This window comes from Candidatus Microbacterium phytovorans, assembly GCA_029202445.1.
Lineage (GTDB): Bacteria > Actinomycetota > Actinomycetes > Actinomycetales > Microbacteriaceae > Microbacterium > Microbacterium phytovorans.
The window spans coordinates 134,917-160,645 of record CP119321.1 but is presented as its reverse complement, the minus strand read 5'-3'; the positions used below and the strand labels follow the sequence as shown (position 1 = coordinate 160,645).

The following is a 25,729-nucleotide window of genomic DNA, read 5'->3' as shown; positions in this document are numbered from 1 at the left end:
ACTGAGGAGATCCACACCATGAGCGAACTGCGCGGAGTCGGCATCGGACTGGGCGTTGCCCAGGGACCCGTCGCCCGGATGGCAGAACCGCTTCCGGCGCCCGCCGATGAGCCCAGCACCCTCACGCCCGGCGAGGAGATCGCCCGCGTACGCGAAGCGGTCGCCGCCGTCGCCCGCGAGCTGGAGCAGCGCGGCACGCAGGCGGGCGGCCTGGCCCGAGAGGTGCTGGAAGCGCAAGCCATGATGGCCGAGGACCCGACGCTCGACCAGGAGGTCTCGACGCGGGTGGATGCCGGCAAGACCGGCGAGTTCGCCGTGCACGACGCCTTCGCCACCTTCCGCGACATGCTCTCGGCTATGGGCGGCTACCTCGGCGAGCGCGCCGCCGACCTCGACGACGTCGCCCAGCGCGTCATCGCCCGTCTGCGCGGGTTGCCGGCCCCCGGCATCCCCGACCCGGGCCACCCCTTCGTGCTCGTCGCGAAGGACCTCGCGCCGGCCGACACCGCCCTCCTCGACCTCGACAAGGTGCTCGCCCTCGTCACCACCGACGGCGGACCCACCTCGCACACGGCGATCCTCGCCCGCGAGAAGTCGATCGTCGCGATCGTCGGGGCGGCCGACGCGAAAGCGCTCACCGACGGCGAGACGGTCATCGTGGATGCCGCCAAGGGCATCGTCACGACGCAGCCGACATCCGAAGAGCTCGCCCAGGCCCAGAACCGCGCCGACGCGCGTGCCGCCGCGGCATCCGCTCCGCTGACGCCCGGCGCCCTATCGGACGGCACGGCCGTGCCGCTGCTGGCCAACCTCGGCAAGCCCGGCGGGGCGGCGGAGGCCGTCGAGCTCGGCGCGGAGGGTGTCGGACTCTTCCGCACCGAGTTCCTTTTCCTCTCCGCGACGCAGGCCCCGACCGTCGACGAGCAGACGAAGGCCTACACGGAGCTACTGCAGGCGTTCCCGGGCAAGAAGGTCGTCGTGCGCGCCCTCGACGCCGGCGCCGACAAGCCGCTCGCGTTCCTCAACGACGCCCACGAGGAGAACCCCGCCCTGGGCCTGCGCGGCCTGCGTGCGCTCCGAGCGAGCGAGGACATCCTCCGCGAGCAGCTGACCGCTCTCGCGCAGGCGGATGCCGCGACCGACGCCGACCTGTGGGTCATGGCGCCGATGGTCGCGACCGTCGAGGAGACCGAGTACTTCGTCGGACTCGCCAAGGAGTACGGCATCAAGACGGCCGGCGTCATGGTCGAGGTCCCCTCGTCCGCCCTCCTGGCCGGGAAGGTGCTCGAGATCGCCGACTTCGCGTCGATCGGCACGAACGACCTGACGCAGTACACCCTCGCCGCCGACCGCCTGCTGGGCTCGGTGGCGGGCTTCCAGGACCCGTGGCACCCGGCGGTGCTGCAGCTGATCAAGGCGACCGGCGACGGCGGGAAGGCCAACGGCAAGCCCGTCGGCATCTGTGGCGAGGCCGCCGCAGACCCGCTGCTGGCCGTGGTCCTGGTCGGCCTCGGGGCCACCACCCTGTCGATGGCGCCGACGGCCCTGGCCGACGTCCGCGCGACGCTCCTGCAGTACAGCCGTGAGGATGCCGAGCGCATCGCCGCGGCCGCCCTCGCCGCATCCGATGCGGCATCCGCCCGAACCGCGGCACAGGCCGCGGCCGGATCCCCCGCCTGAGCGCGGTCACCCGAAGAAGGAGAAACCTGCAATGACAATGGCGTCCACCCCCACCTCCGGGGTCAGTAAGGCACGAGTCGGAGTCCAGCGCTTCGGCACGTTCCTGTCCGGCATGATCATGCCGAACATCGCGGCCTTCATCGCGTGGGGCTTCATCACGATGCTCTTCATCCCCGACGGGTTCTTCGGTGCTCGCAGCCCGTTCGGCTGGCATTGGTTCCCCGTCGCAGAGATCATCGGCGGCGGCGGTGACTCCGCAGCGATCGGTTGGCAGGGTGCCGCGACGGCACTGGCAGAGGGCGACGCCGGCAACTTCGCCGCGTACATCGGTCTCGTCGGTCCGATGGTCACCTACCTGCTGCCGCTCCTGATCGCCAACACCGCGGGCCGCATGGTCTACGGGGAACGTGGCGGGGTCGTCGCGACGATCGCGACGATGGGTGTCATCGTGGGAACGAACATCCCGATGTTCCTCGGCGCGATGATCATGGGCCCGCTCGCGGCTCTCATCACCAAGTGGATGGACAAGATCTGGGACGGCAAGATCAAGCCGGGCTTCGAGATGCTGGTGAACAACTTCTCCGCCGGAATCCTCGGCATGATCCTGGCCATCGTCGGGTTCTTCGCCTTCGGCCCGATCATGCTCGGCATCAGTGCCTTCCTCGGGGGCGTCGTCGACTGGCTCGTCTCGTTGAGCCTGCTGCCGCTCTTGTCGATCATCGTCGAACCGGCCAAGGTGCTGTTTCTGAACAACGCGATCAATCACGGCGTGTTCACCCCGCTGGCGCTCCAGCAGGTGGAAGAGGCCGGAAAGTCGATCCTGTTCCTCATCGAGGCCAACCCCGGTCCCGGTGTCGGCCTGCTGCTCGCGTTCACGTTCTTCGGTGTCGGACAGGCCAAGGCCTCGGCCCCGGGCGCGGCGATCATCCAGTTCCTGGGTGGCATCCACGAGATCTACTTCCCCTACGCGCTGAGCAAGCCCGCCACGATCCTGGCTCTCATCGCCGGTGGCGCGACGGGTGTCACGACCAACATGCTCTTCAACGGCGGGCTCCAGTTCCCTGCCGCTCCGGGGAGCATCATCGCGGTGACGGCCGCGGCGATCGGCGCGGGCGTGCCCAACCTGCTCGTGGTGTATCTCTCGGTGATCCTCTCGGCGACGGTGACGTTCCTCATCACGGCAGTCATCCTGCGGGCATCCCGCAAGCGCGACCTCGCGGCCGAAGGCGACACGTTCGGCGCCGCGATCGCACAGACCGAGGCCAACAAGGGCAAGTCCTCGGCAGCGATGGACTCGCTGCGCGCGAGCGGCGGCACTGCTGCGGCAGCGGAAGGCGGTGTGCTCACCGACAAGACGGTCAAGAACATCGTCTTCGCGTGCGACGCGGGCATGGGTTCGTCGGCCATGGGCGCGAGCGTGCTGCGCAACAAGATCAAGAAGGCGGGCGTCGAAGACGTCGCGGTCACCAACAAGGCGATCGCGAACCTCGACGGCAGCGAAGACCTGATCATCACGCAGCAGCAGCTCACCGACCGCGCTCGCGGCGTGAACCCCGGCGCGCTCCACGTGTCGGTCGACAACTTCATGAACTCGCCGAAGTACGACGAGGTCGTGAAGCTGGTCGTCGACCAGCACGACGCGTAACCTCGGAAGACCGCTGCGGGGCCGGGCTGCGCGATGCGCCCGGCCTCGCAGCCCCGAAGCTGAGAATCATCGAAGAGAGGTATGTCATGGCACGTGAAGTCCTGAACGTCGGACAGGTCCGCATCCGCAACGGGTCGGCGACCCGTGAAGAGGCGATGAAGGAGGCGGCCGACATCCTGCAGGCGGCCGGTGCGGTGACGGGCGCCTACTTCGATGCGATGAAGCAGCGCGAGGAGACGGTGTCCACCTACATGGGAAACGAGCTCGCGATCCCCCACGGCACGAACGAGACGAAGGACGAGATCCTCGACTCCGCGCTGTCGTTCGTCCGCTACGACGGCGGCGTCGATTGGGACGGCAACCCGGTGTCCTTCGTCGTCGGCATCGCCGGCAAGGGCGACGAGCACCTCGAGATCCTGTCGCAGATCGCCCTGATCTTCTCCGACGAGGACGAGGTCGCCCGTCTGAAGGCGGCGCAGACGCCCGAAGAGCTCTTCGGACTGCTGGCCTCGGTCAACGCCTGATGAAGGCCGTCCACTTCGGCGCCGGCAACATCGGCCGCGGGTTCGTGGGGCTCCTCCTCCACGAGGGCGGGTACGACCTGGTCTTCTCCGACGTCGCCGCACCCCTCGTCGACGCGATCAACGCCGTCGACTCCTACACCGTGCACGAGGTCGGCGACGGCGGCGTCGACAAGGTCGTCACCGGTTTCCGGGCGATCAACAGCGCCACCCAGCCCGACGAGCTCGTGGAGGAGATCTCCACCGCGAACGTCGTGACGACGGCGGTCGGACCGACGATCCTGCGCTTCGTCGCCCCGCCGATCGTCGCGGGGCTCGCCCTGCGCGACCCCTCCGCCCCTCCCCTGCAGATCATGGCGTGCGAGAACGCCATCAACGCGACCGACCTCCTGCGCGAAGAGATCAAGGCGCAGGCCGGCGAAGCCTGGGACGCCCTGGAGGGCCGCGCGGTCTTCGCCAACACGGCCGTCGACCGCATCGTCCCGGCCCAGCCGGCGGATGCCGGGGTCGATGTGACCGTCGAGCCGTTCTTCGAGTGGGCGATCGAGTCGCCCCCCTTCGGCGAGAACCCTCCCGGCATCCCTGGCGCCCACTTCGTCGACGACCTCGCGCCCTACATCGAGCGCAAGCTCTTCACCGTCAACACGGGACACGCCACGACCGCGTACTTCGGCGCCGAGGCGGGGGTCGAGAAGATCTCCGACGCTCTCGCCGACGAGACGATCGCCGCGCGCGTCGCCGCCGCCCTGGAGGAGACCTCGGCACTGCTAGTCGCCAAGCACGGCCTGGATGCCGCCGACCTCGCCGCGTATCGGGCCACCATCCTGCGCCGCTTCGCGAACCCCGCCCTCCCCGACACCGTCGGACGCGTCGGGCGGCAGCCGCTGCGGAAACTCTCCCGCCACGAGCGCTTCGTCGGCCCGGCCGCCGAAGCCGCCGAACGCGGCCTCCCCGTCGACGGCCTCGTCGCCGCGATGGCCGCCGCCCTCCGCTTCGACGACGCCGACGACGAGCAGTCGGTCGAGCTGCAGCGCCGCCTCCGCGAGGAGACGGCGAAGGAGTTCACCGCCTCCGTCACGGGCCTCGAACCCGACCATCCGCTGTCGGCGCGGGTGCGAGAGATCGTCGCGACGCGGCAAGCCGAACTCGCGTGAGCCCTCGCCGGCGCGGTCGCCGCATCCTCGCCTGGGTGGCCGGCAGCATCGGCGCGCTCGTGCTCGCCGCCGTCATCGGCGTCGTCGTGTGGAGTCAGGTCGGGGTCTACCAGGCAGAACCGGCTCCGCTGGCCGACGTGCGCGCCGATCCCGGCATCCGCATCTCCGACGCGGGTCCGGGGATCGTGCTGTCGCCGGCGGACTCCCCCGCGACCGCCGACAACGACGGCGACGTGGGGCTCGTCTTCATCCCGGGGGCGAAGGTCGACCCGTGGGCGTACGCCGCGACGCTGGCCGGCATCGTCCGCGAGGACGGGGTCACCGTCGTGATCACCAAGCCCTGGCTGAACCTCGCGTTCTTCGACGTCCGCCCGCTCTCGTCGTTCACCGATCTCGCACCCGAGGTCGACGCGTGGATCGTCGGCGGACACTCGCTCGGCGGCGTGCGCGCCTGCTCCCTGGCCGGCGACGCCGACGGGCTCGCCCTCTTCGCGTCGTACTGCGCCGCCGACCTCAGCGACAGCGGACTGCCCGTGCTGAGCCTCTCGGGAAGCGAAGACGGCCTCTCGACGCCGGAGAAGATCGCCGACGCGCGCCCGCTCCTGCCCGCGGATGCCACCCTCATCGAGATCGCCGGCGCCAGCCACGCGTCGTTCGGAGCGTACGGCCCACAAGACGGCGACGGTACGGCGACCATCTCGCTGGAGGACATGGTGGGCGAGATCGCGACGCCTTTCGCCGTTTTCGCTGAGCGGGTCGGCTGACGTGGGACTGTCCACCGGCTAACATCGGGCCAGATGCCCGCCTCAGTCCCGATGCGCGGCGGATGCCGGCACGAGGGAGTCTGGATGCGGGAGCGTCGCTACGCCGTCATCGGCGCCGGCCCCTCCGGGCTCGCCGCGGCGCGTGCGCTCCAGCGCGAGGGCATCGCGATCGAGGGGTTCGAGGCATCCCACGGTGTCGGGGGGCTCTGGGACATCGACAACCCGCGCTCGACGGTCTACGAATCCGCCCACCTGATCTCCTCGCGCACGACGACGGAATTCGCCGAGTTCCCGATGTCTGCGACCGTCGACTACCCCGGCCACCGAGAGCTCCTCGCCTACTTCCGTGACTACGCCGATCACTTCGGGCTGACGTCGCTCTTCCGTTTCGACACGCGTGTCACCCGGGTCTCGCGCGGCGACGACGGCGACTGGCACGTGACCGCCGTCGGCCCCGACGGTGAGTCGACCCGGCGGTACACGGGGGTCATCCTCGCCAACGGCACGCTCGCCGAGCCGCAGATCCCCGAGTTCCCCGGAACGTTCACCGGTGAGATCCTCCACACCAGCGCCTACCGGAGCGGACGCCAGCTGACCGGTCGCCGCGTGCTCATCGTCGGCGCCGGGAACTCCGGCTGCGACATCGCGGTGGATGCCGTGCACCACGCGGCATCCGTCGATCTGAGCGTGCGGCGTGGGTACTACTTCGTGCCGCGCTACCTGTTCGGACGCCCCTCCGACACCCTCAACCAGGGACGCCCCCTCCCCCGGCGGATCAAGCAGTTCGTCGACACGCGCGTGCTGCGGGCGTTCACGGGCGACCCCGTGCGGTTCGGTTTCCCGCGGCCCCACTACCGGATCTACGAGTCGCACCCCATCGTGAACACGCTCGTCCTCCAGCACCTCGGTCAGGGCGATCTGCGTGTGCGGGCCGACATCGCGCGACTCGACGGCGACACCGTCCACTTCCGCGACGGCACCGCCGACGACTACGACACGGTGCTGCTCGCCACCGGCTACCGACTCGACTACCCCTTCGTCGACCGGGCCGAGCTGCACTGGAGCGGACCGGCGCCGGGACTGTTCCTCCAGATCTTCCCGCCGACCTTTTCCGGACTGTTCGTCATGGGCATGGTCGAAGCATCGGGACTCGGCTGGCAAGGCCGCTACGAACAGGCCGACCTCATCGCCGCGTACCTGCGCGCCGAGATCGACCATCCCGACCGCGCGTCCGCGTTCCGCCGCCGCGTCACCGCGCCCTGGCCCGACCTGACGGGCGGCTATCGCTACCTGGGCCTCGAGCGGATGGCGTACTACGTCAACAAGGACGTCTACCGACGCACCGTCCGCGACGCGACCCGCGCCCTCCGCGGCGAAGAGCCCACCGGTCGCCGCGGCATCCGCAGGCTCGGACGGCGGAGGACGGCGGCATGAACCCCGACGACATCGCGTTGAACTTCGCGCCGGGCACCCTCACGATCCTCAACATCGTGCTGGCCCTCATCATGCTGGGCGTCGCACTCGACGTCACCCTCGACGACTTCCGCGCCGTCGCCCGACGCCCCCGGCCCATGGTGATCGCCATCATCGCCCAGTTGCTGGTGCTGCCCGCCGTCACGTTCGTGCTGACGCTGGTGCTGCCGGTCACCCCGTCGATGGCACTCGGCATGATCCTCGTCGCCTGCTGCCCGCCCGGCAACATCTCCCAGATCCTCACCCACCGCTCGGGCGGCAACGTCGCCCTTTCGGTGTCGATGACGGCCGTCTCCAACCTGCTCTACATCGTCGCCCTCCCCTTCTCCGTCTCGTTCTGGGGTTCGCTGCGCTCCGACACACGGGAGTTGTTGAACGTCGTCTCGCTCAACGGCTGGCAGATGCTGCTCGAGATCGTGCTCATCATCGGCGTCCCCTTCGCCGTCGGACTCACGCTGCGCCATCGGATGCCGAGGCTCGCCGCCCGGCTGCGTCCCGCCGTCACGTGGTTCTCGCTGCTCGCGCTGCTCGGTTTCATCGCCGCCGCGCTCGCGGGGAACTGGACGTACTTCGTCGCCTTCCTCGGCATCCTCGTGCTGGCCGTCACGATCCACGACGCGGTGGCGCTCGCGATCGGCTACACCACGGCCGCCATCGGTGGCCTCGGCACGCGCGAGCGGAAGGCGATGACGTTCGAGGTCGGCATCCGCAACGCCGGGCTCGGCCTCGGCCTCGTGTTCACCTTCTTCGGCGGACTCGGCGGAATGGCGATCGTCGCCGGGTGGTGGGGCATCTGGGACATCATCGCGGGGCTCGCCGTCGCCGCCCTCTGGGCGCGGCACACGAAGCGCCGCACCGGTTCGGCGCGGGGCGATGCGACGCGTCACGCCGGCACGGTCGAGGCGGCGCCGCCGCACGACGTCGGGGAGGCATCGCCGTGACGCGCGTGCTCATCACCGGCGGGGCCGGGTTCCTGGGGTCGCACGTCGCGACCGCCCTGGCCGCACGCGACGACGTCGAGCTCGTCGTCGCGGCGGACGTGCGCCACCCCGCCGAACCTCGCAGCGGCGTGCGCTTCGAGCACTACGACGTCACCGACCCGGGCACCCTCGTTCCGCTGCTGCAGCAACACCGCATCGACGTCGTGGTGCACCTCGCCGCGATCGTCAACACCGGCGGCGACCGCGCCCACGAGTTCCTCGTCGACGTCCGCGGCACGCAGAACGTGCTGTCCGCGTGCGTCACCGTCGGAGTCGGCAGAATCGTCGTCTCCTCTTCGGGCGCCGCCTACGGCTACCACCCGGACAACCCGGAGTGGCTGCGAGAGGACGACCCCCTTCGAGGCAACGACGAGTTCCCCTACTCGCGACACAAACGGCTGGTCGAGGAGATGCTGGCCGACTACCGCACCACCTATCCGGAACTCGAACAGGTCGTGTTCCGGATCGGCACGATCCTCGGACCGGGCGTGAGCAATCAGATCACGGCCCTGTGGGACGGTCCGCGCATCCTCGCGATCCGCGGCTCCGACTCCCCCTTCGTGTTCGCCTGGGTCGACGATGTCGCCGCGGCGATGGCCCGTGCCGCCACCGACGGCCCGCCCGGCATCTACAACGTCGCCGGCGACGGACGCATGACCGTGTCGGAGATCGCCGATCGCCTCGGGAAGCCGCTGCTCACCGTGCCCGCCGGCCTCCTGGCATCCGCTCTCTGGCTCGGCCACGTCGCCCGGCTCACCGCACATGGTCCGGAGCACATCCGATTCCTGCGCTACCGCCCGGTGCTCGCCAATGAGGCACTCGTCGAGCGCTTCGGCTTCACGCCGACGAAGACCTCTCGTGAGGCGTTCGAGGCCTACCTGGCGACCCACCCCGGCGTCGCCCGCCGCTGAGCCGCGGGCTCGCTGGGGGCTGGCACGGGCCGTGCCGCCGGGTGCGGGCGGGTGCGGGTGCCGCTGGCGGCGCGACGTAACTCCGGAATGGAAGCCTCGCGCCCGGGCAGCGGTTGGGCGGTGGCGCGGATCGAGGGCGCGGAGGTCCAGGCGGCCTCACCCATTCCGGAGTTGTGACCCGATGACACCTCCTCCCCTCCGCCACGAGTACCGAGATTCTCCACCGTCGCCTGAGATTGGGCACTCTGCTGCGTCGCTGACGTCCACGGTGGGCCGATGCGAACCGTATTTCCTCCGCCCGAATTGCCCGTCGCCGTCATCCGACGGTGGCAACTCCTCAACGCCGGAATGACACCGGCGGGGCTGGCTCGGGCAGTGAGGTCGGGTGAGCTTTTGCGGCCTCGCCGGGGGCACTATCTCGAGGCGGACACACATCCTCAGGTCGTGGAGGCTATCCGGTGCGGCGGCAAGCTCGACTGCGTGGCTCTGCTGGCGAGACTCGGTGTCTTCGTGCTCGACACGCACGGCGCCCATGTACAACTCGATCGGGACGCGAGTCGTGTACCTCCGCCTTCACGTGACACCGTGCGCCATTGGCGACCGACGCACGCACCCGCCGATGCGACAACCGTTCCGCTCGTAGAGGCCCTGGCCCAGTCGGTCCGATGCCAGGGAGCCCGTGCCACTGTGGCCACTCTCGATAGCGCGTGGCATCTCCGCCTCGTGGAAGAGTCTGACATCCGCGCAGTCTTCGACCTGCTTCCGCGCCGGTACAGGGTCTTGCTCGACCTTCTCGATCCCCGCAGCGAATCGGGCCCGGAGACTCTCGTGCGTCTCCTGCTACGTGCGCTGGGTTGCAACGTCGAACTTCAGGTACTCATCGAGGGTGTGGGCCGGGTAGACCTGCTCGTTGACGGCTGGCTCATCGTCGAGTGCGACAGCGCGCAGTACCACGGCGGGTGGGCAGCACACGCGAACGACCGACGTCGCGACCTCGCCGCTGCCGTCCGCGGATACGCCACCATTCGGGTGCTGGCGGAAGACGTCTTTCTTCGGCCGGAGTGGCTGGGAGAACAGTTCCGCCGCGTGTTGCGCCACTCGGTCGGCTTTCACAACTCCGGAAGCGCGACCGAAGACGCCCGCGCAACCGCGCCGGCGTCCGAGTTTTTCGCAGGGTGACACGTCCTCGCGATGGACTCTTCAGGAGTTGTGACGGCGAGAAGGCACCCGCGCCGGCGGTCGCAGAACCCTGCGAGCGACTCAGCGGTCGAAGCCGTCGCCGATCAGCTCGATGAGCTCCTCGCGCTCCTCGACCGACAGGAATGCGCCCGCCGCGGCGTTGAGCTGGAACGCTTCGAGATCCTCGAGCGAGTAGTCGAACGTCCCGGCCAGCAGCGCGAGTTCGCGCGTCAGCGACGTGCGGCTCATCGTGCGGTTGTCGACGTTCACCGTCACGGAGAACCCGAGCTGGTAGAGGAGGTCGAACGGGTGGTCCTCCATCGTGGTCCCCCAGCGCGCGATGGCACCGGTCTGGAGGTTCGACGAGGGCGACAGCTCGAGCGGAATCTCCCGGTCGCGCACCCAGTGGGCCAGGTCGCCGAAGGTCACGAAGGTCTCCTCGCCCTTCTGCGAGACGACGTCGAGGTCCTCGGCGATCCGCACGCCGTGGCCGAGGCGCAACGCGCGGCCGTCGATGAGGGCCGAACGGATCGAGTCGAGACCGGCCGCCTCGCCGGCATGGATCGTCACGGGGAAGAACTGGGATGCCAGGTAGTCGAACGCCGCACGGTGGTTCGACGGCGGGAAGCCGTCCTCGGGTCCGGCGATGTCGAACCCGACCGCGCCGCGACCGCGGAAGGCGACGGCCAGCTCTGCGATCTCGAGTGACCGGTCGGTGTGGCGCATGGCGGTGACCAGCTGCCCGACGCGGATGTCATGCCCGTTCGACTCGGCGGCATCCTCGCCCTCTTCGATACCCTCCTGCACGGCCTCGACGACCTCTTCGAGGCTCAGGCCGCCTGACAGGTGCTGTTCGGGAGCCCACCGCACCTCGCCGTAGATCACGCCGTCGGCGGCGAGGTCTTCGACGAACTCCTTCGCGACACGGCGCAGTCCGTCTCGCGTCTGCATGACCGCGATCGTCAGATCGAACGTCTTCAGGTACTCGACGAGCGAACCGGAGTCGCTCTGCTGCTCGAACCAGTCGGCCAGGTCGTCGGCCGCGTCGGCGGGCACGTCGACTCCGGCCGCGTCGGCGAGTTCGATGATCGTCTGCGGGCGCAGCGCGCCGTCGAGGTGGTCGTGGAGCGACACCTTGGGCAGCGAGCGGATCGAGACGCCCTGCAGCTTCGCGTCGCCGTGCTGGTCGATGGCCATGATTCTCCTGGTATGGGTGCGGTTCAGGCGGTGATGCGTTCGAGGACGAGCGGACCGGATGCCGGCGCCTCGGTCCCGATCGACCACGCGCCGTCGACGGCTTCGAGGGCGCGCGCGAAGCGGTCGGGGTCGTCGGCCGACAGCGTGAAAACGGGCTGGCCGGCGCGCACGGCGTCGCCGGGCTTGACGTGGAGGTCGATGCCGGCGGCGTGGATGACGGGGTCCTGCGCGCGGGCGCGGCCGGCGCCGAGACGCCAGGCGGCGACGCCGAACGGCAGCGCCTCCATCCGGTCGATGACGCCGTCGGCATCCGCGACAACGGTGTGGGTCTCGCGCGGCTCGGGCATCGGGGCGTCGGGGTCGCCGTCCTGCGCGACGATCATGCGCCGCCACGCGTCCATCGCGCGCCCGTCGCGGAGGGCCGCCTCGACGTCGGCGTCGGGCTGTCCGGCGAGGGTCAGCATCTCGCGAGCCAGGGCGACCGTGAGTTCGACGATGTCGGCGGGGCCGCCGCCGGCGAGCACCTCCACCGACTCGCGCACTTCGTTCGCGTTGCCGATCGCGAGGCCGAGGGGCGTGTTCATGTCGGTGAGGAGCGCGGTGGTCGCCACGCCCGAGTCGGTGCCGAGGGCGACCATGGTGCGGGCGAGCTCGCGGGCCTTGTCGACATCGCGCATGAAGGCACCGGAGCCGAACTTGACGTCGAGGACGAGCGAGTCGGTGCCCTCCGCGATCTTCTTGGACATGATGCTCGAGGCGATGAGCGGGATCGCCTCGACCGTGCCCGTCACGTCGCGGAGCGCGTAGAGGCGCTTGTCCGCGGGCGCGAGTCCGGAGCCGGCGGCGCAGATGACAGCGCCGACGTCGCGCAGCTGCGCGAACATCTCGTCGTTGGAGAGGGCCGCGCGCCAGCCCGGGATGGCCTCGAGCTTGTCGAGGGTGCCGCCGGTGTGCCCCAGGCCGCGTCCCGACAGCTGCGGGACGGCCACGCCGAAGGATGCCACGAGCGGCGCGAGCGGGAGGGTGATCTTGTCGCCGACCCCGCCGGTGGAGTGCTTGTCGACGGTCGGCTTCCCGAGACCCGCGAAACTCATCCGCTCGCCGGAGGCGATCATGGCATCCGTCATGACGCGGATCTCGTCGCGCGTCATGCCGTTGAGCAGGACGGCCATCGCGAAGGCGGCCATCTGGGCGTCGGCGACGTACTCGCGCGTGTACGCGTCGATCATCCACCGCAGGGCGTCGTCGGGGACGGCGCCGCCGTCGCGCTTGGTGCGGATGACGTCGACGGCGTCGAACGGCTCGACGGCCGAGGAGGCGCTCATCGTGCGGCCTCCAGGTCGCGCGGTCCGAACGCGTCGGGCAGCACCTCGTCGATCGTGCGGATGCCGGAGACCGTCTCCAGGAGCATCCCCGGGAGCGAGAACTCGTAGAGGAGCTGGCGGCAGCGACCGCACGGCATGATCGTCTCGCCGTCGTTGTTGACGCACACGAACGCGACGAGCTGACCGCCGCCGCTCATGTGGAGGTCACCGACCAGCGCGCACTCGGCGCACAGGCCCACTCCGTAGGAGGCGTTCTCGACGTTGCAGCCGGAGACGATCCGCCCGTCGCTGACGAGCGCGGCGGCGCCGACCCGGTAGCGGGAGTAGGGCGCGTACGCGCGTTCCATGGCGTCGGTGGCGACCGCGCGCAGGTGGTCCCAATCGATGTCGGTCACGATGTCATCCCTTGATGTACGGCTTGCCCGCGGCGGCGGGGCCTCGGATCTGTCCCGCGAAGCCGGCGACCGCGAGGATCGTGACGACGTACGGGAGCATGAGCATGAACTCGCTGGGGATCGGGGTCTTCAGGATCGTCAGCAGGTTCTGCAGGTTGGTCGCGAACCCGAAGAGGAGGGCTGCGAGGGTGGCGCGGATCGGGTCCCAACGGCCGAAGATGACGGCGGCGAGGGCGATGAAGCCGAGACCCGCGGTCATCTCCTGGCCGAACTGCGGCACCGACACGAGCGTGAAGTAGGCTCCGCCGATGCCGGCGATCGCGCCCGCGAGCGAGACGTTCCAGAACCGGGTCATGTTGACCTTGATGCCGACGGTGTCGGCGGCCTGCGGGTGCTCGCCGACGGCCCGGAGCCGCAGGCCCCACCGCGTGCGGTAGAGCCCCCACGCGACGAGGGCGACGGTGACGAACATCAGGTAGACGATGAAGGTCTGGTTGAACAGGACAGGGCCGATGATCGGAATGTCGCTCAGGATCGGGATCTCGATGCGAGCGAACCGTTCGGGGCGGTTGAGCTCGGTCTCGTTCGGCACGAGGAGCGCGCCGTAGAGGAAGCCGGTGAGTCCCGTCACGAGGACGTTCAGAACGACACCCACGATGACCTGGTCGACGAGGTACTTGATCGCGAACGCCGCGAGCACGAAAGATACGAGGACACCGCCGATCATGGCGCCGATGAGGCCGACGAACGGGTTGTTCGTGATGCTCGACAGGAGCGCCGCCGAGAACGCGCCGAGGAGCAGCTGACCCTCGATGGCGACGTTGACGACGCCGACACGCTCGCCGATCACCCCGCCGAGGGCGCCGAACACCAGCGGTACCGACAGCGAGACCGCGCCGACCAGCAGACTCGAGACGGGCACGAGGCCACCCGCGGATGCCCACACGAGGAAGGCGAACACCCCGAGCACGCTGAACACGGCGGCCAGCCACAGGGGCACCCGGCGGAACGACCATGCTTCCCACGCCGCCCATCCGGCCAGGAGCGCCAGGATCGCCAGCAGAATCCAGCTCGTCTCCCCCGTGGGGACGGCGATGTCGGGCAGCGCGATCGCTGACGTCGAGTCACCGAGACGGAAGGTGGAGACTCCGCCGCGCGGAACGAAGATGAACAGCGCGGCGAGGAGCACGACGACGATCCCGAACACGATGGGGACCTTGAAGCGGCGCTGCTTGACGACGGCCAGCTGGATCGTGCCGTCCCCGGCTTCGAGCGTGGGAGTGGTGGCGCTCATGCCGTCACCGCCTTCTTCGCCGCCTTGGCTCGCGCCTTGGCCGCCTTCTCTAAATCGGTCTTGGGGAGGAAGAACACGGCGCGCAGCAGCGGCGGTGCAGCGATGAACAGCACGATGAGCGACTGGACGACCAGCACGATGTCGACCGGGATGCCCTGCGCCTGCATCGTGAACGATCCGGCCTCGAGGGCGCCGAAGAGGAGGCCCGCCGCAAACGTACCCCACGCGCGGCTCCGTCCGAGGAGCGCGACGGTGATGGCGTCGAAGCCGATGCCGGCATCGATCGTCGCGCCGAACCCGGTCGTGACGTTGCCCTGGATCTGGTTCATGGCCGCGAGCCCCGCGAGGCCGCCGGCCAACAGCATCGCGTAGATGTAGAGACGCTCGACGTTGATGCCCGCCGCTCGTGCGGCGTGGGGGTTCTCGCCGACCGCGCGCAGTCGCAGCCCGAGGCTGGAGCGCTCGATGAGCCACCAGACGAAGACGGTGGCGAGCACCACGATGACGAAGCCCCAGTCGAGCGCGGGGAACGACGCTCCGAGGAGGTCGGGGAACTGCGCGGAGGCGGGCGTCGGCTTCGACTGCGGCTGGTTGCTGCCCGTCATCTGCAGAAGTCCGGGACTGCGGAGCATCCACAGCAGGAGGTAGAACGCGACGTAGTTGAGCATGATCGTGAGGATCACCTCGTGGGCGCCCGTCTTCGCCTTCAGCAGACCGACCAGACCGCCCCAGAGCGCCCCGCCGACGATACCCGCCAGCAGCGTGATCGGCAGGTGAAGCCACATCGGCAGGTTGAGGTTGAACGCGAAGAACGCGGCGAACAGCGCGCCGATCAGCATCTGACCGCGCGCGCCGATGTTGAACAGCCCCACGCGGAAGGCGAGCGCGACACCGAGTCCGGCGGCGATGAGTGGCGCGGCAGCCCCGAGCGAGTTCGTGAGGGGCTTGATCTGCGCCTCGAAACTGGGGGCTCGGGGGTTGAACACCGCACCGCGGAAGAGGGCTTCGTAGCCGTTGTAAACGGCGTTCCAGATCGCGGCGAACGTGTCGCCGGGACGCGAGAAGAAGTAGCCGGCGGCAGCCTGAACACCCTCGTTCGTCACCGCGATAAGCACTCCGCCGACGATCATGGCGAGCACGATCGCCAACAGCGTCGTCACGGCGCTGCCACGCAGCAGCTCCTTGAGGAGAACGTTCGAGCGTGGCGGAGGCGGCACCTGCTCGCCCGTGAGAGGTCCGCTGGCGGGCGGCAGTTGTGCGTCTGCGGGGAGCGCCGCGTCGGCGGCGCCGGGCGTCGTGCCGCTCATGCGGCCACCTCCGGGTCGGTTGCGCCGGCCATCATGAGGCCGAGGATTTCACGGGGCGTGTCGCCGGGGACGATCCCGACGATGGTGCCGCGGTACATGACGGCTATGCGGTCGGCGAGGGCGGTGACCTCGTCGAGCTCGGTCGAGACGACCACGACGGGGATGCCGGCGTCGCGCGTCTCGATGATCCGCTTGTGGATGAACTCGATGGAGCCGACGTCGACGCCGCGGGTGGGCTGGGCGGCCACGAGGAGCTGCAGGTCGCGGCTCATCTCGCGGGCGATGACGACCTTCTGCTGGTTGCCGCCGGAGAGAGTGCCGGCCGCGGTCTCGGGACCCTGGGTGCGGATGTCGTATTCGGCGATGCGGGCGCGGGCGAACTCGTCGAGCTCCCCACGGCGGATGGTGCCCGCGCGCGAGAACGCGGGGTCGGTCGAGCGGTCGAGGATGAGGTTCTCGGCGACGGAGAACCCGCCCACGAGGCCGTCTTCCTTGCGATCCTCCGGAACGAAACCGACGCCGGCTTCGAGGATGCCGCGGACGCTCTTGCCGACGAGCTCCTCCCCACCGAGACGGATGGACCCCTCGGTGCGTGCGGCGAGGCCGACGATGGCCTCGACGAGTTCGGTCTGACCGTTGCCCTGGACACCGGCCACGGCGAGCACTTCACCGGGACGCACGTCGAAGCTCACATCGTCCACGACGATCGCTCCCGCGGCCGTCAGGACCCGGAGGTCACGCACCTCCAGGCCACCCTCGCGCACCTGCGGTGCACCCTTGTGGACGGTGAGCTCCACCGAGCGCCCGACCATGAGCGAAGCGAGCTCGGCGTTGGTGGCCGTCGGCGACGCTTCGCCGACGACCTTGCCGAGTCGAATGACCGTGATGCGGTCGGCTACTTCGCGGACCTCACGGAGCTTGTGGGTGATGAAGACGATGGAGGTGCCCTCGTCACGGAGCTGTCGCATGATTCCCATCAGCTCGTCGGTCTCCTGCGGCGTCAGCACGGCCGTCGGCTCGTCGAAGACGAGTACCTTGGCGTCGCGCGAGAGCGCCTTGATGATCTCGACCCGCTGCTGCACACCAACGGGGAGGTCGCCGACGAGGGCGTCAGGGTCGATCTGGAACCCGAAGCGGTCCGCCACATCGCGAACATGTTGCCGGGCCTTCTGCAGGTCCAGCCGACCGAGGCCCTTCGTCTCCTCGTGACCGAGCATGACGTTCTCGGCGACGGTGAAGACGGGGATCAGCATGAAGTGCTGGTGCACCATGCCGATGCCGGCGGCCATGGCATCCCCGGGTCCCCGGAAGTGCTGGACCGCATCGTCCAGCAGGATGTCACCCTCGTCGGCGCGGTACAGGCCGTACAGCACGTTCATGAGCGTGGACTTGCCCGCACCGTTCTCGCCGAGGAGCGCGTGGATCTCCCCGGGCTGGACCACGAGATCGATGTGGTCGTTGGCGACGAGGCTGCCGAATCTCTTCGTGATTCCGCGGAGCTCGAGCTTCATATCAGCACCCTATCCGGCACCAGCTCCCCGGCGGGAGGGCGCCATCGACGTTCGGTGAACGGCACTCGGGGCGGGCCGCTGACGCTGGCCCGCCCCGAGTGGTGATGGTTCAGATCACGGGGAGTTCGGCGACTCCACCGTGATGTCACCGGCGATGATCGACGCCTGGAGAGCGGCGATCTCGTCGAGCAGGCCGTCGGGCAGCTGCGACTCGAAGTCGTGGAAGCTCGAGAGCTTGACGCCCTCGTTCTCCAGCGTGCCGACGTACGGCGCCGGGTCGAAGTCGCCGGCAGCGGCGGCCTTGGTGGCGTCGTAGACGGCGACGTCGATCGCCTTCATGATCGAGACGAGGGTGACGGCGGTGACGCTCGTGTCGGCGACGGCGAGGTCGCTGTCCACACCGAGCATGACGGTGTCGTCACCGGAGTCGGCGATGGCTGCCGCGGCGCTCTGGTAGATCGGTCCGCCGACGGGGAGGATGACGTCCACACCCTGGTCGAGCACCGACTGAGCCGTCTGCTTGGCGGTGTCGTTCGCGTCGAAGCCGCCGGTGAAGGCGCCCTCCTGCGAGGTGGTGTCCCAACCGAAGACTTCGACGTTCGCGTCCTTGTCCTCGTTGTACTTCTCGACACCGAGCTGGTAGCCGTCCATGAACACGGCGACCGACGGGATCTGCAGGCCGCCGAAGGTGCCGACCTTGTTCACGCCGGACTGCGCCGACCACGCGGCCGCGGCGTAACCGCCGAGGTACGCAGCCTCGGCCGTGTTGAAGACGAGCGGCTTGATGTTCGGCGCGTCGGGCTGACCGTCGTAGACGGGGTTGCCCTCGTCGTCGACCGTCGTGCCGTCGGCGTAGTCATCGATGATGGCGAAATCGATGTCGGGGTTGGCGTTGGCGGCTTCGACCGTCGCGGCGGCGAGCTTGAAGCCGACGGCGATGATCAGGCTGCAGCCCTCGGAGACGGCGGTCTCCATGTTGGGGCCGTAGTCGTTGTCGTTCTTCGACTCGAACTCGAGCGGGGTCACGCCCAGCTCGTCGGCCGCCTTGTCCATGCCGTTCTTGGCGGACTCGTTGAAGGACTTGTCGTTCCATCCGCCCGCGTCGGAGATCAGGCAGGGCAGGAACCCGTCGACGACCTCGGGTGCCTCGGCACCGGGGGTGGTCGGAGTGGCCTCGGGCGCGGTGCCGCAACCGGCGAGTGCCGCGACGAGAAGCGCGGCGCCCGCGATGCCCGCGAGCTTCTTGGTGGTCGAGATGGTCAAGTGTGCCTCCACGGAAGAGAACCCGCGGACTTCGCGGGTGTGCACGTTGAAGTTACCTAGTGTGTCGACCGATTTGCACGCTGAGCAGGCCGGTTCAGCCGAATGGTTACAAAGACGCAATGAACCCGTCACGCGGGCGGCATCCTGCTCAAAATCCCGAGCCCGGGCGGTGCCGCGCGTCTCTCAGAGCACGTCGCCGCGACCGGTGAGCTTCAGCGCGTCGACGACGCCCTTGACCCGCTGAGCGTGCTCGCTCGTGGTCACCAGAAGCGCGTCGGGGGTGTCGACGACGACGATGTCCTTCACGCCGATGAGGCTGATGACCCGCGTCGTGTGACTGACGACGATGCCGCTGGCGGCATCCGAGAGGATGCGCGCGTTCTCACCGAGGATTGCCAGGTCGTTCTTGCGCCCGCCCGAGTTGAGCTTGGCGAGGCTGGCGAAATCGCCCACGTCGTCCCAATCGAAGTGACCCGGGATCACTGCCAGCCGTCCCCGCTCGGCGGCGGGCTCGGCGACCGCATAGTCGATCGCGATCTTCGGCAGCGTCGGCCACACGCGGTCGACCACCGGGCCGCGACGTTCGCGGTCGTCCCAGGCCTCGGCGAGCTCGAGGAGGCCTGCGTGAAGCTCGGGCTGATTGGCGGCGAGCTCGGCCAGCAGCACGTCGGCGCGAGAGATGAACATGCCCGCGTTCCACAGGTAGTCGCGCGACTGCACGTACTCCTTGGCGGTATCGAGGTCGGGCTTCTCGACGAATCGCTCGACGAGAGCGGCCTCCGGCGCTCCCCCGACGGTGAGCATGTCGGCCTTCTTGATGTACCCGAACCCGACCGACGGCTCGCTCGGCGTGATGCCGATCGTGCAGATGTAGCCCTCGCGGGCGACGGCCACGGCCTGCTGCACCGCCCAGTGGAACACGGGGAGCACGCGGATCACGTGGTCGGCGGCGAACGATCCGATGATGACGTCGGGGTCGCGACGATGCAGGATCGCGGCGGCCAGCCCGATCGCCGCGGCGGAGTCGCGCGGCTCAGACTCGAGGAACACATTGGCATCCGGGATGCCGGGCAGCTGCGACTCCACGGCCGCACGGTGCGCGCGGCCCGTGACGACGGCGATGCGATCGGCGCCGGCGAGCGGTTCGAGGCGATCCCACGTGTCGCGCAGGAGCGAGTGCCCCGAGCCGGTGAGGTCGTGCAGGAACTTGGGTGCGTCGGCGCGCGACAGCGGCCACAGCCGGCTGCCGACGCCGCCCGCGGGGATGACGGCGTAGAAGTCCTCGATGGGGTCCACCATGTGACGAGCGTACCGGGCACCACGGACGGCCCCGGAGATCCGTGACCCCCTCCGAAAGAATGGGGTTTCGTGCGTATCTCTCGATATCGAGAGAACTTAGGCTCCCCTTCCTCGACCCCTCGCGAAACGGCGATCTAGGATGAGATTTGCACCCGTGTGCGACGTCGGGGTCGGAAGCCCCAGGGATGTAGCCGTCCCCGCCGAAGCGAGGTGCCGTTCACACCAAGGGAGGACGACCGTGTCCGCACCAGCACGCGTCATACCGTCGGTAGCCCAGACGACATCCCGGACGCCGCGCGGCACGCTGTACCGCGGCAACGAGGGAATGTGGTCGTGGGTGCTGCATCGCATCACCGGCGTCGCGATCTTCTTCTTCCTGCTCGTGCACGTGCTCGATACGGCGCTCATCCGTGTCGCGCCCGATGCGTACGACGCGGTCATGAGCTCGTACAAGAACCCGATCATGGGCCTCGGCGAGACGGTGCTCGTCGCCGCGATCGTCTACCACGCCTACAACGGCCTCCGCATCATCGCGGTCGACCTGTGGCCGTGGGCGACGCGCCACCAGCGCCAACTCTGGTGGACCGTGCTCGTGCTCTGGGTCATCACCGTGGGGGGCTTCGCGGCCCGCCACCTCCCCATCGTCTTCTCCGAGTTCGCAGGAGGGGGTCACTGATGTCCGCCGACACCCTGGCCGCGCCCCGTAGCAGCGCCGTCCGCAAGAAGGGCGCCAACCTCGAGAAGTGGGGCTGGATCTACATGCGCGTCTCCGGCGTGCTCCTCGTGGTCCTGATCTTCGGTCACCTCTTCGTCAACCTCATGCTCGGCGAGGGCATCCACGGCATCGACTTCGCCTTCGTCGCCGGCAAGTTCGCCACGCCCTTCTGGCAGTGGTGGGACGTCCTCATGCTGTGGCTCGCCCTCATCCACGGCGCCAACGGCATGCGGACGATCGTCAACGACTACGTCACCGGCCCCCGCGTCCGCACGACCCTCGTCTGGGCCCTGTGGATCACCGCCGGCTTCCTCATCCTGCTCGGCACGCTCGTCGTCTTCACGTTCGACCCGTGCATCCCCAACCTCAGCGACGGCAGCGTCCTGACCGAGATCTGCAAGGCATCCTGACTGTGACTACCGCGTACCCGGATGCCGTCGTGAAAGACGGCGTCCACTACCACCAGTTCGACGTCGTCATCGTGGGCGCCGGCGGCGCCGGCATGCGTGCCGCGATCGAGGCCGGCCCCGGCGCGAAGACCGCCGTCATCTCCAAGCTCTACCCGACGCGTTCCCACACGGGAGCCGCTCAGGGCGGCATGGCGGCGGCGCTGGCCAACGTCGAGGAGGACTCCTGGGAGTGGCACACCTTCGACACGGTCAAGGGCGGCGACTACCTCGTCGACCAGGATGCCGCAGAGATCCTCGCCAAGGAGGCCATCGACGCCGTCATCGACCTCGAGAACATGGGCCTCCCCTTCAACCGGACGCCCGAGGGCAAGATCGACCAGCGTCGCTTCGGCGGTCACACCGCCGACCACGGCAAGACTCCTGTCCGTCGCGCGTGCTACGCGGCCGACCGCACGGGCCACATGATCCTGCAGACGCTCTTCCAGAACTGCGTCAAGCTGGGCATCAACTTCTTCAACGAGTTCTACGTCCTCGACCTCATCACGGTCGGCGAGGGCAAGGACACGCAGATCGCCGGCGTCGTGGCCTACGAACTCGCCACCGGCGACCTCCACGTCTTCCAGTCGAAGGCCGTGATCTTCGCTACGGGCGGTTTCGGCAAGATCTTCAAGACCACCTCCAACGCCCACACCCTCACGGGCGACGGCGTCGGCGTGATCTGGCGCAAGAAGCTGCCGCTGGAGGACATGGAGTTCTTCCAGTTCCACCCGACCGGTCTCGCCGGCCTCGGCATCCTGCTGACCGAGGGCGCTCGCGGCGAGGGCGCGATCCTGCGCAACGCGTCGGGCGAACGGTTCATGGAGCGGTATGCACCGACGATCAAGGACCTGGCGCCGCGCGACATCGTGAGCCGGTGCATGGTCCAGGAGGTGGCCGAGGGCCGCGGCGCCGGTCCGCATCGCGACTACGTGCTGCTGGACTGCACGCACCTCGGCGCGGAGGTGCTCGAGACGAAACTCCCCGACATCACCGAATTCGCGCGCACCTACCTCGGTGTCGATCCCGTCGTCGAGCCCGTGCCCGTCATGCCCACCGCCCACTACGCGATGGGCGGCATCCCCACCAACAACGACGCGCAGGTGCTCAGCGACAACACGACGGTCGTCCCGGGCCTCTACGCGGCGGGCGAGTGCGCGTGCGTGTCGGTGCACGGATCGAACCGTCTCGGCACCAATTCGCTCTTGGACATCAACGTCTTCGGCAAGCGGGCCGGGCGCCACGCCGTGCAGTACGCGCAGACGGCCGACTTCGTGCCGCTGCCGGAAGACCCTGCCGCCGAGGTGCGCGAGATGCTCGAGGGGCTCCGGCACAACCCGGGCACCGAGCGCATCGCGGTGCTCCGCAAGACGCTGCAGGACGAGATGGACCGCAAGGCCCAGGTGTTCCGCACCGACGAGTCGCTGGGCGACGTGCTCACTGTGATCGCCGACCTGCGCGAGCGTTTCAAGAACGTCCACGTCGACGACAAGGGCAAGCGCTTCAACACCGACCTCCTCGAGGCCGTCGAGCTCGGGTTCCTCCTCGACATCGCCGAGGTCGTCGTCGTCACCGCGCGCAACCGCAAGGAGAGCCGCGGCGGCCACATGCGCGACGACTTCCCGACGCGCGACGACGAGAACTACATGCAGCACACGATGGCCTACCTGTCGGGCGACCCGCACTCGTCGCACGCCGAGGACCACATCCGCCTGGACTGGAAGCCGGTCGTCTTCACGAAGAACGAGGCCGGCGAACTGCGATACCCCCCGCTGGAGAGGAAGTACTGATGACGCTCGTCGCCGATGCTCCGGAGACCGCGAACGACACCGGCATCCAGTCGTTCCTCGTCACCTTCATCATCCGCCGCTTCGACCCCGAGGTCGACAGCGAGCCGCGCTGGGTGGACTACGACGTCGAGCTCTACTCGACCGACCGCGTGCTCGACGCCCTCCACAAGATCAAATGGGAGGTCGACGGCTCGCTGACGTTCCGCCGCTCGTGCGCGCACGGCATCTGCGGTTCGGATGCCATGCGCATCAACGGCCGCAACCGCCTGGCCTGCAAGACGCTCATCAAGGACCTCGACATCTCGCAGCCGATCTACGTCGAGGCGATCAAGGGCCTGCCGCTGGAGAAGGACCTCGTCGTCGACATGGAGCCCTTCTTCGCGTCGTACCGCGAAGTGCAGCCGTTCCTCATCTCGAACTCGAAGCCAGAGCCGGGCAAGGAGCGCATCCAGTCCATCGTCGACCGCGAGGTCTTCGATGACACCACGAAGTGCATCCTCTGCGCCGCGTGCACGTCGTCGTGCCCGGTCTTCTGGACCGACGGACAGTACTTCGGTCCTGCCGCGATCGTCAACGCGCACCGCTTCATCTTCGACTCGCGCGACGACGCCGGCGATGTGCGACTCGACATCCTCAACGACAAGGAAGGCGTCTGGCGCTGCCGCACGACCTTCAACTGCACCGAGGCCTGCCCCCGCGGCATCGAGGTCACGAAGGCGATCGCCGAGGTCAAGCAAGCGGTGCTGCGCGGTCGCTGAGGCGCCGCGGAGCCCCCGCTACGCTGGTCGCGTGAGCGACGATCGCACCGATCTCTGGCGGGAGCGCTGGGAGCAGTCCGCCATCCGCGAGCGCCTCGACGAGCCCATCGAGCGCGCGACCGAGCTGACCCGGAAGACGCTCGCCTGGTTTCCGATCCGCGTGTGGCGTCACTTCCTGCGCCACAACGGATTCCTCCTGGCGGCGGCGATCAGCTACCAGTCGATCTTCACGATCTTCGCGGTGCTGTACGTCGCCTTCGCCGTCGTCGGGCTGTGGCTGGGCGGTAGCGCGTCCGCCATCGACGGGCTGGTCGGCCTCATCAACTCCTACATCCCAGGACTCATCGGCACCGACGGCACGGGTCTCGTCTCTCAAGAAGCCGTGGCGGAGATCGCCGGCAACGCCTCGGGCGTGCTGGCGGTCACGGGTGCCGTGGCGGTGGGCGTCGCCGTGTGGACCGCGATCGGCTTCGTGACCTTCACCCGGCGCGCCGTGCGCGACATCTTCGGGCTCCCCTTCGACAGCCGCAGCTACCTGCTGCTGAAGGCGCGCGACTTCGTCGCGGCGGCGCTCTTCGGCGGCGCCCTGCTCCTGGGCGCCGGCCTCGGCTGGGTCGCCGGTGGGGCGATCGACCTGCTGTTCCGGATGTTCGGCGGGGACCTGCTGCCCGGCTGGGGCAACGTCGCGAGCCGACTGGCATCCCTCCTCATCGCCCTCGTCATCAATACGGCCGCCCTCGCCGGACTCATCCGGCTGCTCACGGGTACATCGCTGCCCTGGGGGCGCATCTGGCCGGGCGCGCTGTTCGGCGGCGGTGCGCTCATCGTTCTCCAGCTCGGCGCGGGCTTCCTCCTGTACTACACGCCGGCCAACCCGCTCCTGGCGACGTTCTCGGTGTTCATCGGCTTCCTCCTGTGGTTCCGCCTCGTCGGGATCGTGATCCTCGTCGCGGCGTCGTGGGTCGCCGTTTCCGCGCGTGACCGCGACGTCCCCCTCGTGCCGGTGAGCGAGGCCGAACGCCGCGCCGCCGAGCGGGAGGCGCTCCTGGTCGCCGCCCGCGTGCGAGTGCGGGAAGCGCATGTGGCACGCGGCGCGGCACCGTGGTGGCGGCGCTGGGCAGCCGACCGCGACGTGCGCCGGGCGGAGGACGAGCTCGCTCGCATCGAAGCCGACGAGAGCATCTCGACGTCGGGGCCCCTCGCTAGGCTCGACGGGTGACTCGCACGCTCCGCATCGCCTCCGTCAACGTCAACGGCATCCGTGCCGCCGCTCGCAAAGGCATGCTGCCCTGGCTCGAGACGGCCGACGTCGACGTGCTCACCCTCCAGGAGGTCCGCGCCGAAGCCGCCGATCTCGCCGCCGCGCTCCCCGGCTGGCACATCGTCAACGACGAGGCCCTCGCGAAGGGTCGGGCCGGGGTCGCGATCGCGGCGCGCGAGCCGCTCGACATCTGGCGGATCGACCTTGCAGGGGCCGACAGCGAGCTCGACACGCGCGGCCGGTGGGTGGAGGCCGACATCGACATCGACGGCGCCACGATCACCGTCGTCAGCGCCTACGTGTTCACGGGTGAGGCCGACACCGAGAAGCAGGTGGCGAAGTACGCGTTCCTCGATGCGATGGAACGGCGGATGAGCACGATCGGCGACCTCGGCATCATCACCGGCGATCTCAACGTCGGGCATCGAGAGTTCGACATCCGCAACTGGAGAGGCAACGTCAAGAAGGCCGGCTTCCTCCCCCGCGAACGGGCGTACTTCGACCGGTTCACGGGCGCGGTGGGCACGACGGTCACCGGGGTCGACGGGTCGACGGGAGCCGGACTCGGGTGGGTCGACGTCGGGCGACGCTGGGCCGGCGAGGTCGACGGGCCCTTCACATGGTGGTCCAACCGCGGCAAGGCGTTCGACAACGACACCGGCTGGAGGATCGACTACCACCTGGCGACGCCGCAGCTGGCAGAGCGGGTCGTCGACTATCGCGTCGTGCGCGCGCCGTCCTGGGACACCCGCTGGAGCGACCACGCCCCCGTCGTCGCCGACTACCGGTTCTGACGCTCCCCGGGGCGGAGGCCGTGGCATCCGCTCTCCTAGACTGGACGGGTGAGCAAACCCCGCCTGT

23 protein-coding genes are annotated in these 25,729 nt (G+C 69.0%); 15 read left to right on the top strand and 8 right to left on the bottom strand.

The window, feature by feature from the left end:
* Nucleotides 1–18: 18 nt before the first annotated feature.
* The 9 genes from ptsP (at nt 19) to P0Y48_00690 (ending at nt 10,307) form a co-directional block, all read left to right on the top strand.
* Complete coding sequence (ptsP, locus tag P0Y48_00730; GenBank protein WEK13769.1) at nt 19–1,680, top strand: phosphoenolpyruvate--protein phosphotransferase; 1,662 nt, start codon at nt 19–21, stop codon at nt 1,678–1,680.
* Nucleotides 1,681–1,711: 31 nt separating this feature from the next.
* Nucleotides 1,712–3,325 (top strand): PTS mannitol transporter subunit IICB, encoded by a 1,614-nt coding sequence (locus P0Y48_00725; GenBank protein WEK13768.1) that lies wholly within the window; start codon nt 1,712–1,714, stop codon nt 3,323–3,325.
* Between the two features lie 86 nt (nt 3,326–3,411).
* Nucleotides 3,412–3,849, top strand: coding sequence for a PTS sugar transporter subunit IIA (locus P0Y48_00720; GenBank protein ID WEK13767.1), 438 nt, complete (start codon nt 3,412–3,414; stop codon nt 3,847–3,849).
* The gene (locus tag P0Y48_00715; protein ID WEK13766.1) at nt 3,849–5,000 is read left to right on the top strand and encodes a mannitol-1-phosphate 5-dehydrogenase; all 1,152 of its coding nucleotides are present in this window, start codon (nt 3,849–3,851) and stop codon (nt 4,998–5,000) included. Before P0Y48_00720 ends, P0Y48_00715 begins: the two co-directional genes overlap by 1 nt.
* Nucleotides 4,997–5,764, top strand: coding sequence for an alpha/beta hydrolase (locus P0Y48_00710; protein WEK13765.1), 768 nt, complete (start codon nt 4,997–4,999; stop codon nt 5,762–5,764). The genes P0Y48_00715 and P0Y48_00710 overlap by 4 nt, the downstream gene beginning before the upstream one ends.
* Before the next feature lie 33 nt (nt 5,765–5,797).
* The gene (locus P0Y48_00705; protein ID WEK13764.1) at nt 5,798–7,198 is read left to right on the top strand and encodes an NAD(P)/FAD-dependent oxidoreductase; all 1,401 of its coding nucleotides are present in this window, start codon (nt 5,798–5,800) and stop codon (nt 7,196–7,198) included.
* Nucleotides 7,195–8,178, top strand: a complete 984-nt coding sequence (locus P0Y48_00700) for a bile acid:sodium symporter family protein (GenBank protein WEK13763.1) — start codon at nt 7,195–7,197, stop codon at nt 8,176–8,178. Before P0Y48_00705 ends, P0Y48_00700 begins: the two co-directional genes overlap by 4 nt.
* Entirely contained in the window at nt 8,175–9,128 is a 954-nt protein-coding gene (locus P0Y48_00695) for an NAD-dependent epimerase/dehydratase family protein (protein ID WEK13762.1), read from the top strand. The genes P0Y48_00700 and P0Y48_00695 overlap by 4 nt, the downstream gene beginning before the upstream one ends.
* A 687-nt stretch (nt 9,129–9,815) precedes the next feature.
* The gene (locus tag P0Y48_00690) at nt 9,816–10,307 is read left to right on the top strand and encodes a hypothetical protein (GenBank protein ID WEK13761.1); all 492 of its coding nucleotides are present in this window, start codon (nt 9,816–9,818) and stop codon (nt 10,305–10,307) included.
* A gap of 81 nt (nt 10,308–10,388) precedes the next feature.
* Here P0Y48_00690 and P0Y48_00685 read toward each other — a convergent pair whose 3' ends face one another.
* The 8 genes from P0Y48_00685 to P0Y48_00650 all read right to left on the bottom strand — a co-directional run bounded on the left by P0Y48_00685 (nt 10,389) and on the right by P0Y48_00650 (nt 19,898).
* Complete coding sequence (locus tag P0Y48_00685; GenBank protein ID WEK13760.1) at nt 10,389–11,504, bottom strand: adenosine deaminase; 1,116 nt, start codon at nt 11,502–11,504, stop codon at nt 10,389–10,391.
* 23 nt (nt 11,505–11,527) lie between these two features.
* A complete protein-coding gene (locus P0Y48_00680) occupies nt 11,528–12,829 on the bottom strand; it encodes a thymidine phosphorylase (GenBank protein WEK13759.1) in 1,302 nt (433 codons plus the stop codon).
* Complete coding sequence (locus tag P0Y48_00675) at nt 12,826–13,224, bottom strand: cytidine deaminase (GenBank protein WEK13758.1); 399 nt, start codon at nt 13,222–13,224, stop codon at nt 12,826–12,828. The genes P0Y48_00680 and P0Y48_00675 overlap by 4 nt, the downstream gene beginning before the upstream one ends.
* Nucleotides 13,225–13,228: 4 nt before the next feature.
* A complete protein-coding gene (locus tag P0Y48_00670; GenBank protein WEK13757.1) occupies nt 13,229–14,518 on the bottom strand; it encodes an ABC transporter permease in 1,290 nt (429 codons plus the stop codon).
* Nucleotides 14,515–15,825 (bottom strand): ABC transporter permease, encoded by a 1,311-nt coding sequence (locus P0Y48_00665; protein ID WEK13756.1) that lies wholly within the window; start codon nt 15,823–15,825, stop codon nt 14,515–14,517. Before P0Y48_00665 ends, P0Y48_00670 begins: the two co-directional genes overlap by 4 nt.
* Complete coding sequence (locus P0Y48_00660; GenBank protein WEK13755.1) at nt 15,822–17,336, bottom strand: ABC transporter ATP-binding protein; 1,515 nt, start codon at nt 17,334–17,336, stop codon at nt 15,822–15,824. Before P0Y48_00660 ends, P0Y48_00665 begins: the two co-directional genes overlap by 4 nt.
* A 114-nt stretch (nt 17,337–17,450) precedes the next feature.
* The gene (locus tag P0Y48_00655; protein WEK13754.1) at nt 17,451–18,599 is read right to left on the bottom strand and encodes a BMP family ABC transporter substrate-binding protein; all 1,149 of its coding nucleotides are present in this window, start codon (nt 18,597–18,599) and stop codon (nt 17,451–17,453) included.
* 183 nt (nt 18,600–18,782) lie between these two features.
* Entirely contained in the window at nt 18,783–19,898 is a 1,116-nt protein-coding gene (locus tag P0Y48_00650; protein ID WEK13753.1) for a mannose-1-phosphate guanylyltransferase, read from the bottom strand.
* A 238-nt stretch (nt 19,899–20,136) separates the two neighbouring features.
* Between P0Y48_00650 and sdhC the strand changes: the two genes are divergently transcribed.
* The 6 genes from sdhC to P0Y48_00620 are packed head-to-tail and all read left to right on the top strand — an operon-like array spanning nt 20,137 to nt 25,662.
* Entirely contained in the window at nt 20,137–20,574 is a 438-nt protein-coding gene (sdhC, locus tag P0Y48_00645) for a succinate dehydrogenase, cytochrome b556 subunit (protein ID WEK13752.1), read from the top strand.
* Nucleotides 20,574–21,023, top strand: a complete 450-nt coding sequence (locus P0Y48_00640) for a succinate dehydrogenase hydrophobic membrane anchor subunit (GenBank protein ID WEK13751.1) — start codon at nt 20,574–20,576, stop codon at nt 21,021–21,023. The genes sdhC and P0Y48_00640 overlap by 1 nt, the downstream gene beginning before the upstream one ends.
* A gap of 2 nt (nt 21,024–21,025) precedes the next feature.
* Nucleotides 21,026–22,849, top strand: coding sequence for a succinate dehydrogenase flavoprotein subunit (gene sdhA, locus P0Y48_00635; protein WEK13750.1), 1,824 nt, complete (start codon nt 21,026–21,028; stop codon nt 22,847–22,849).
* Complete coding sequence (locus P0Y48_00630) at nt 22,849–23,607, top strand: succinate dehydrogenase iron-sulfur subunit (protein WEK13749.1); 759 nt, start codon at nt 22,849–22,851, stop codon at nt 23,605–23,607. Before sdhA ends, P0Y48_00630 begins: the two co-directional genes overlap by 1 nt.
* Before the next feature lie 31 nt (nt 23,608–23,638).
* Complete coding sequence (locus P0Y48_00625; GenBank protein ID WEK13748.1) at nt 23,639–24,826, top strand: YihY/virulence factor BrkB family protein; 1,188 nt, start codon at nt 23,639–23,641, stop codon at nt 24,824–24,826.
* Entirely contained in the window at nt 24,823–25,662 is an 840-nt protein-coding gene (locus P0Y48_00620) for an exodeoxyribonuclease III (protein ID WEK13747.1), read from the top strand. Before P0Y48_00625 ends, P0Y48_00620 begins: the two co-directional genes overlap by 4 nt.
* The last annotated feature ends 67 nt before the right edge of the window (nt 25,663–25,729 follow it).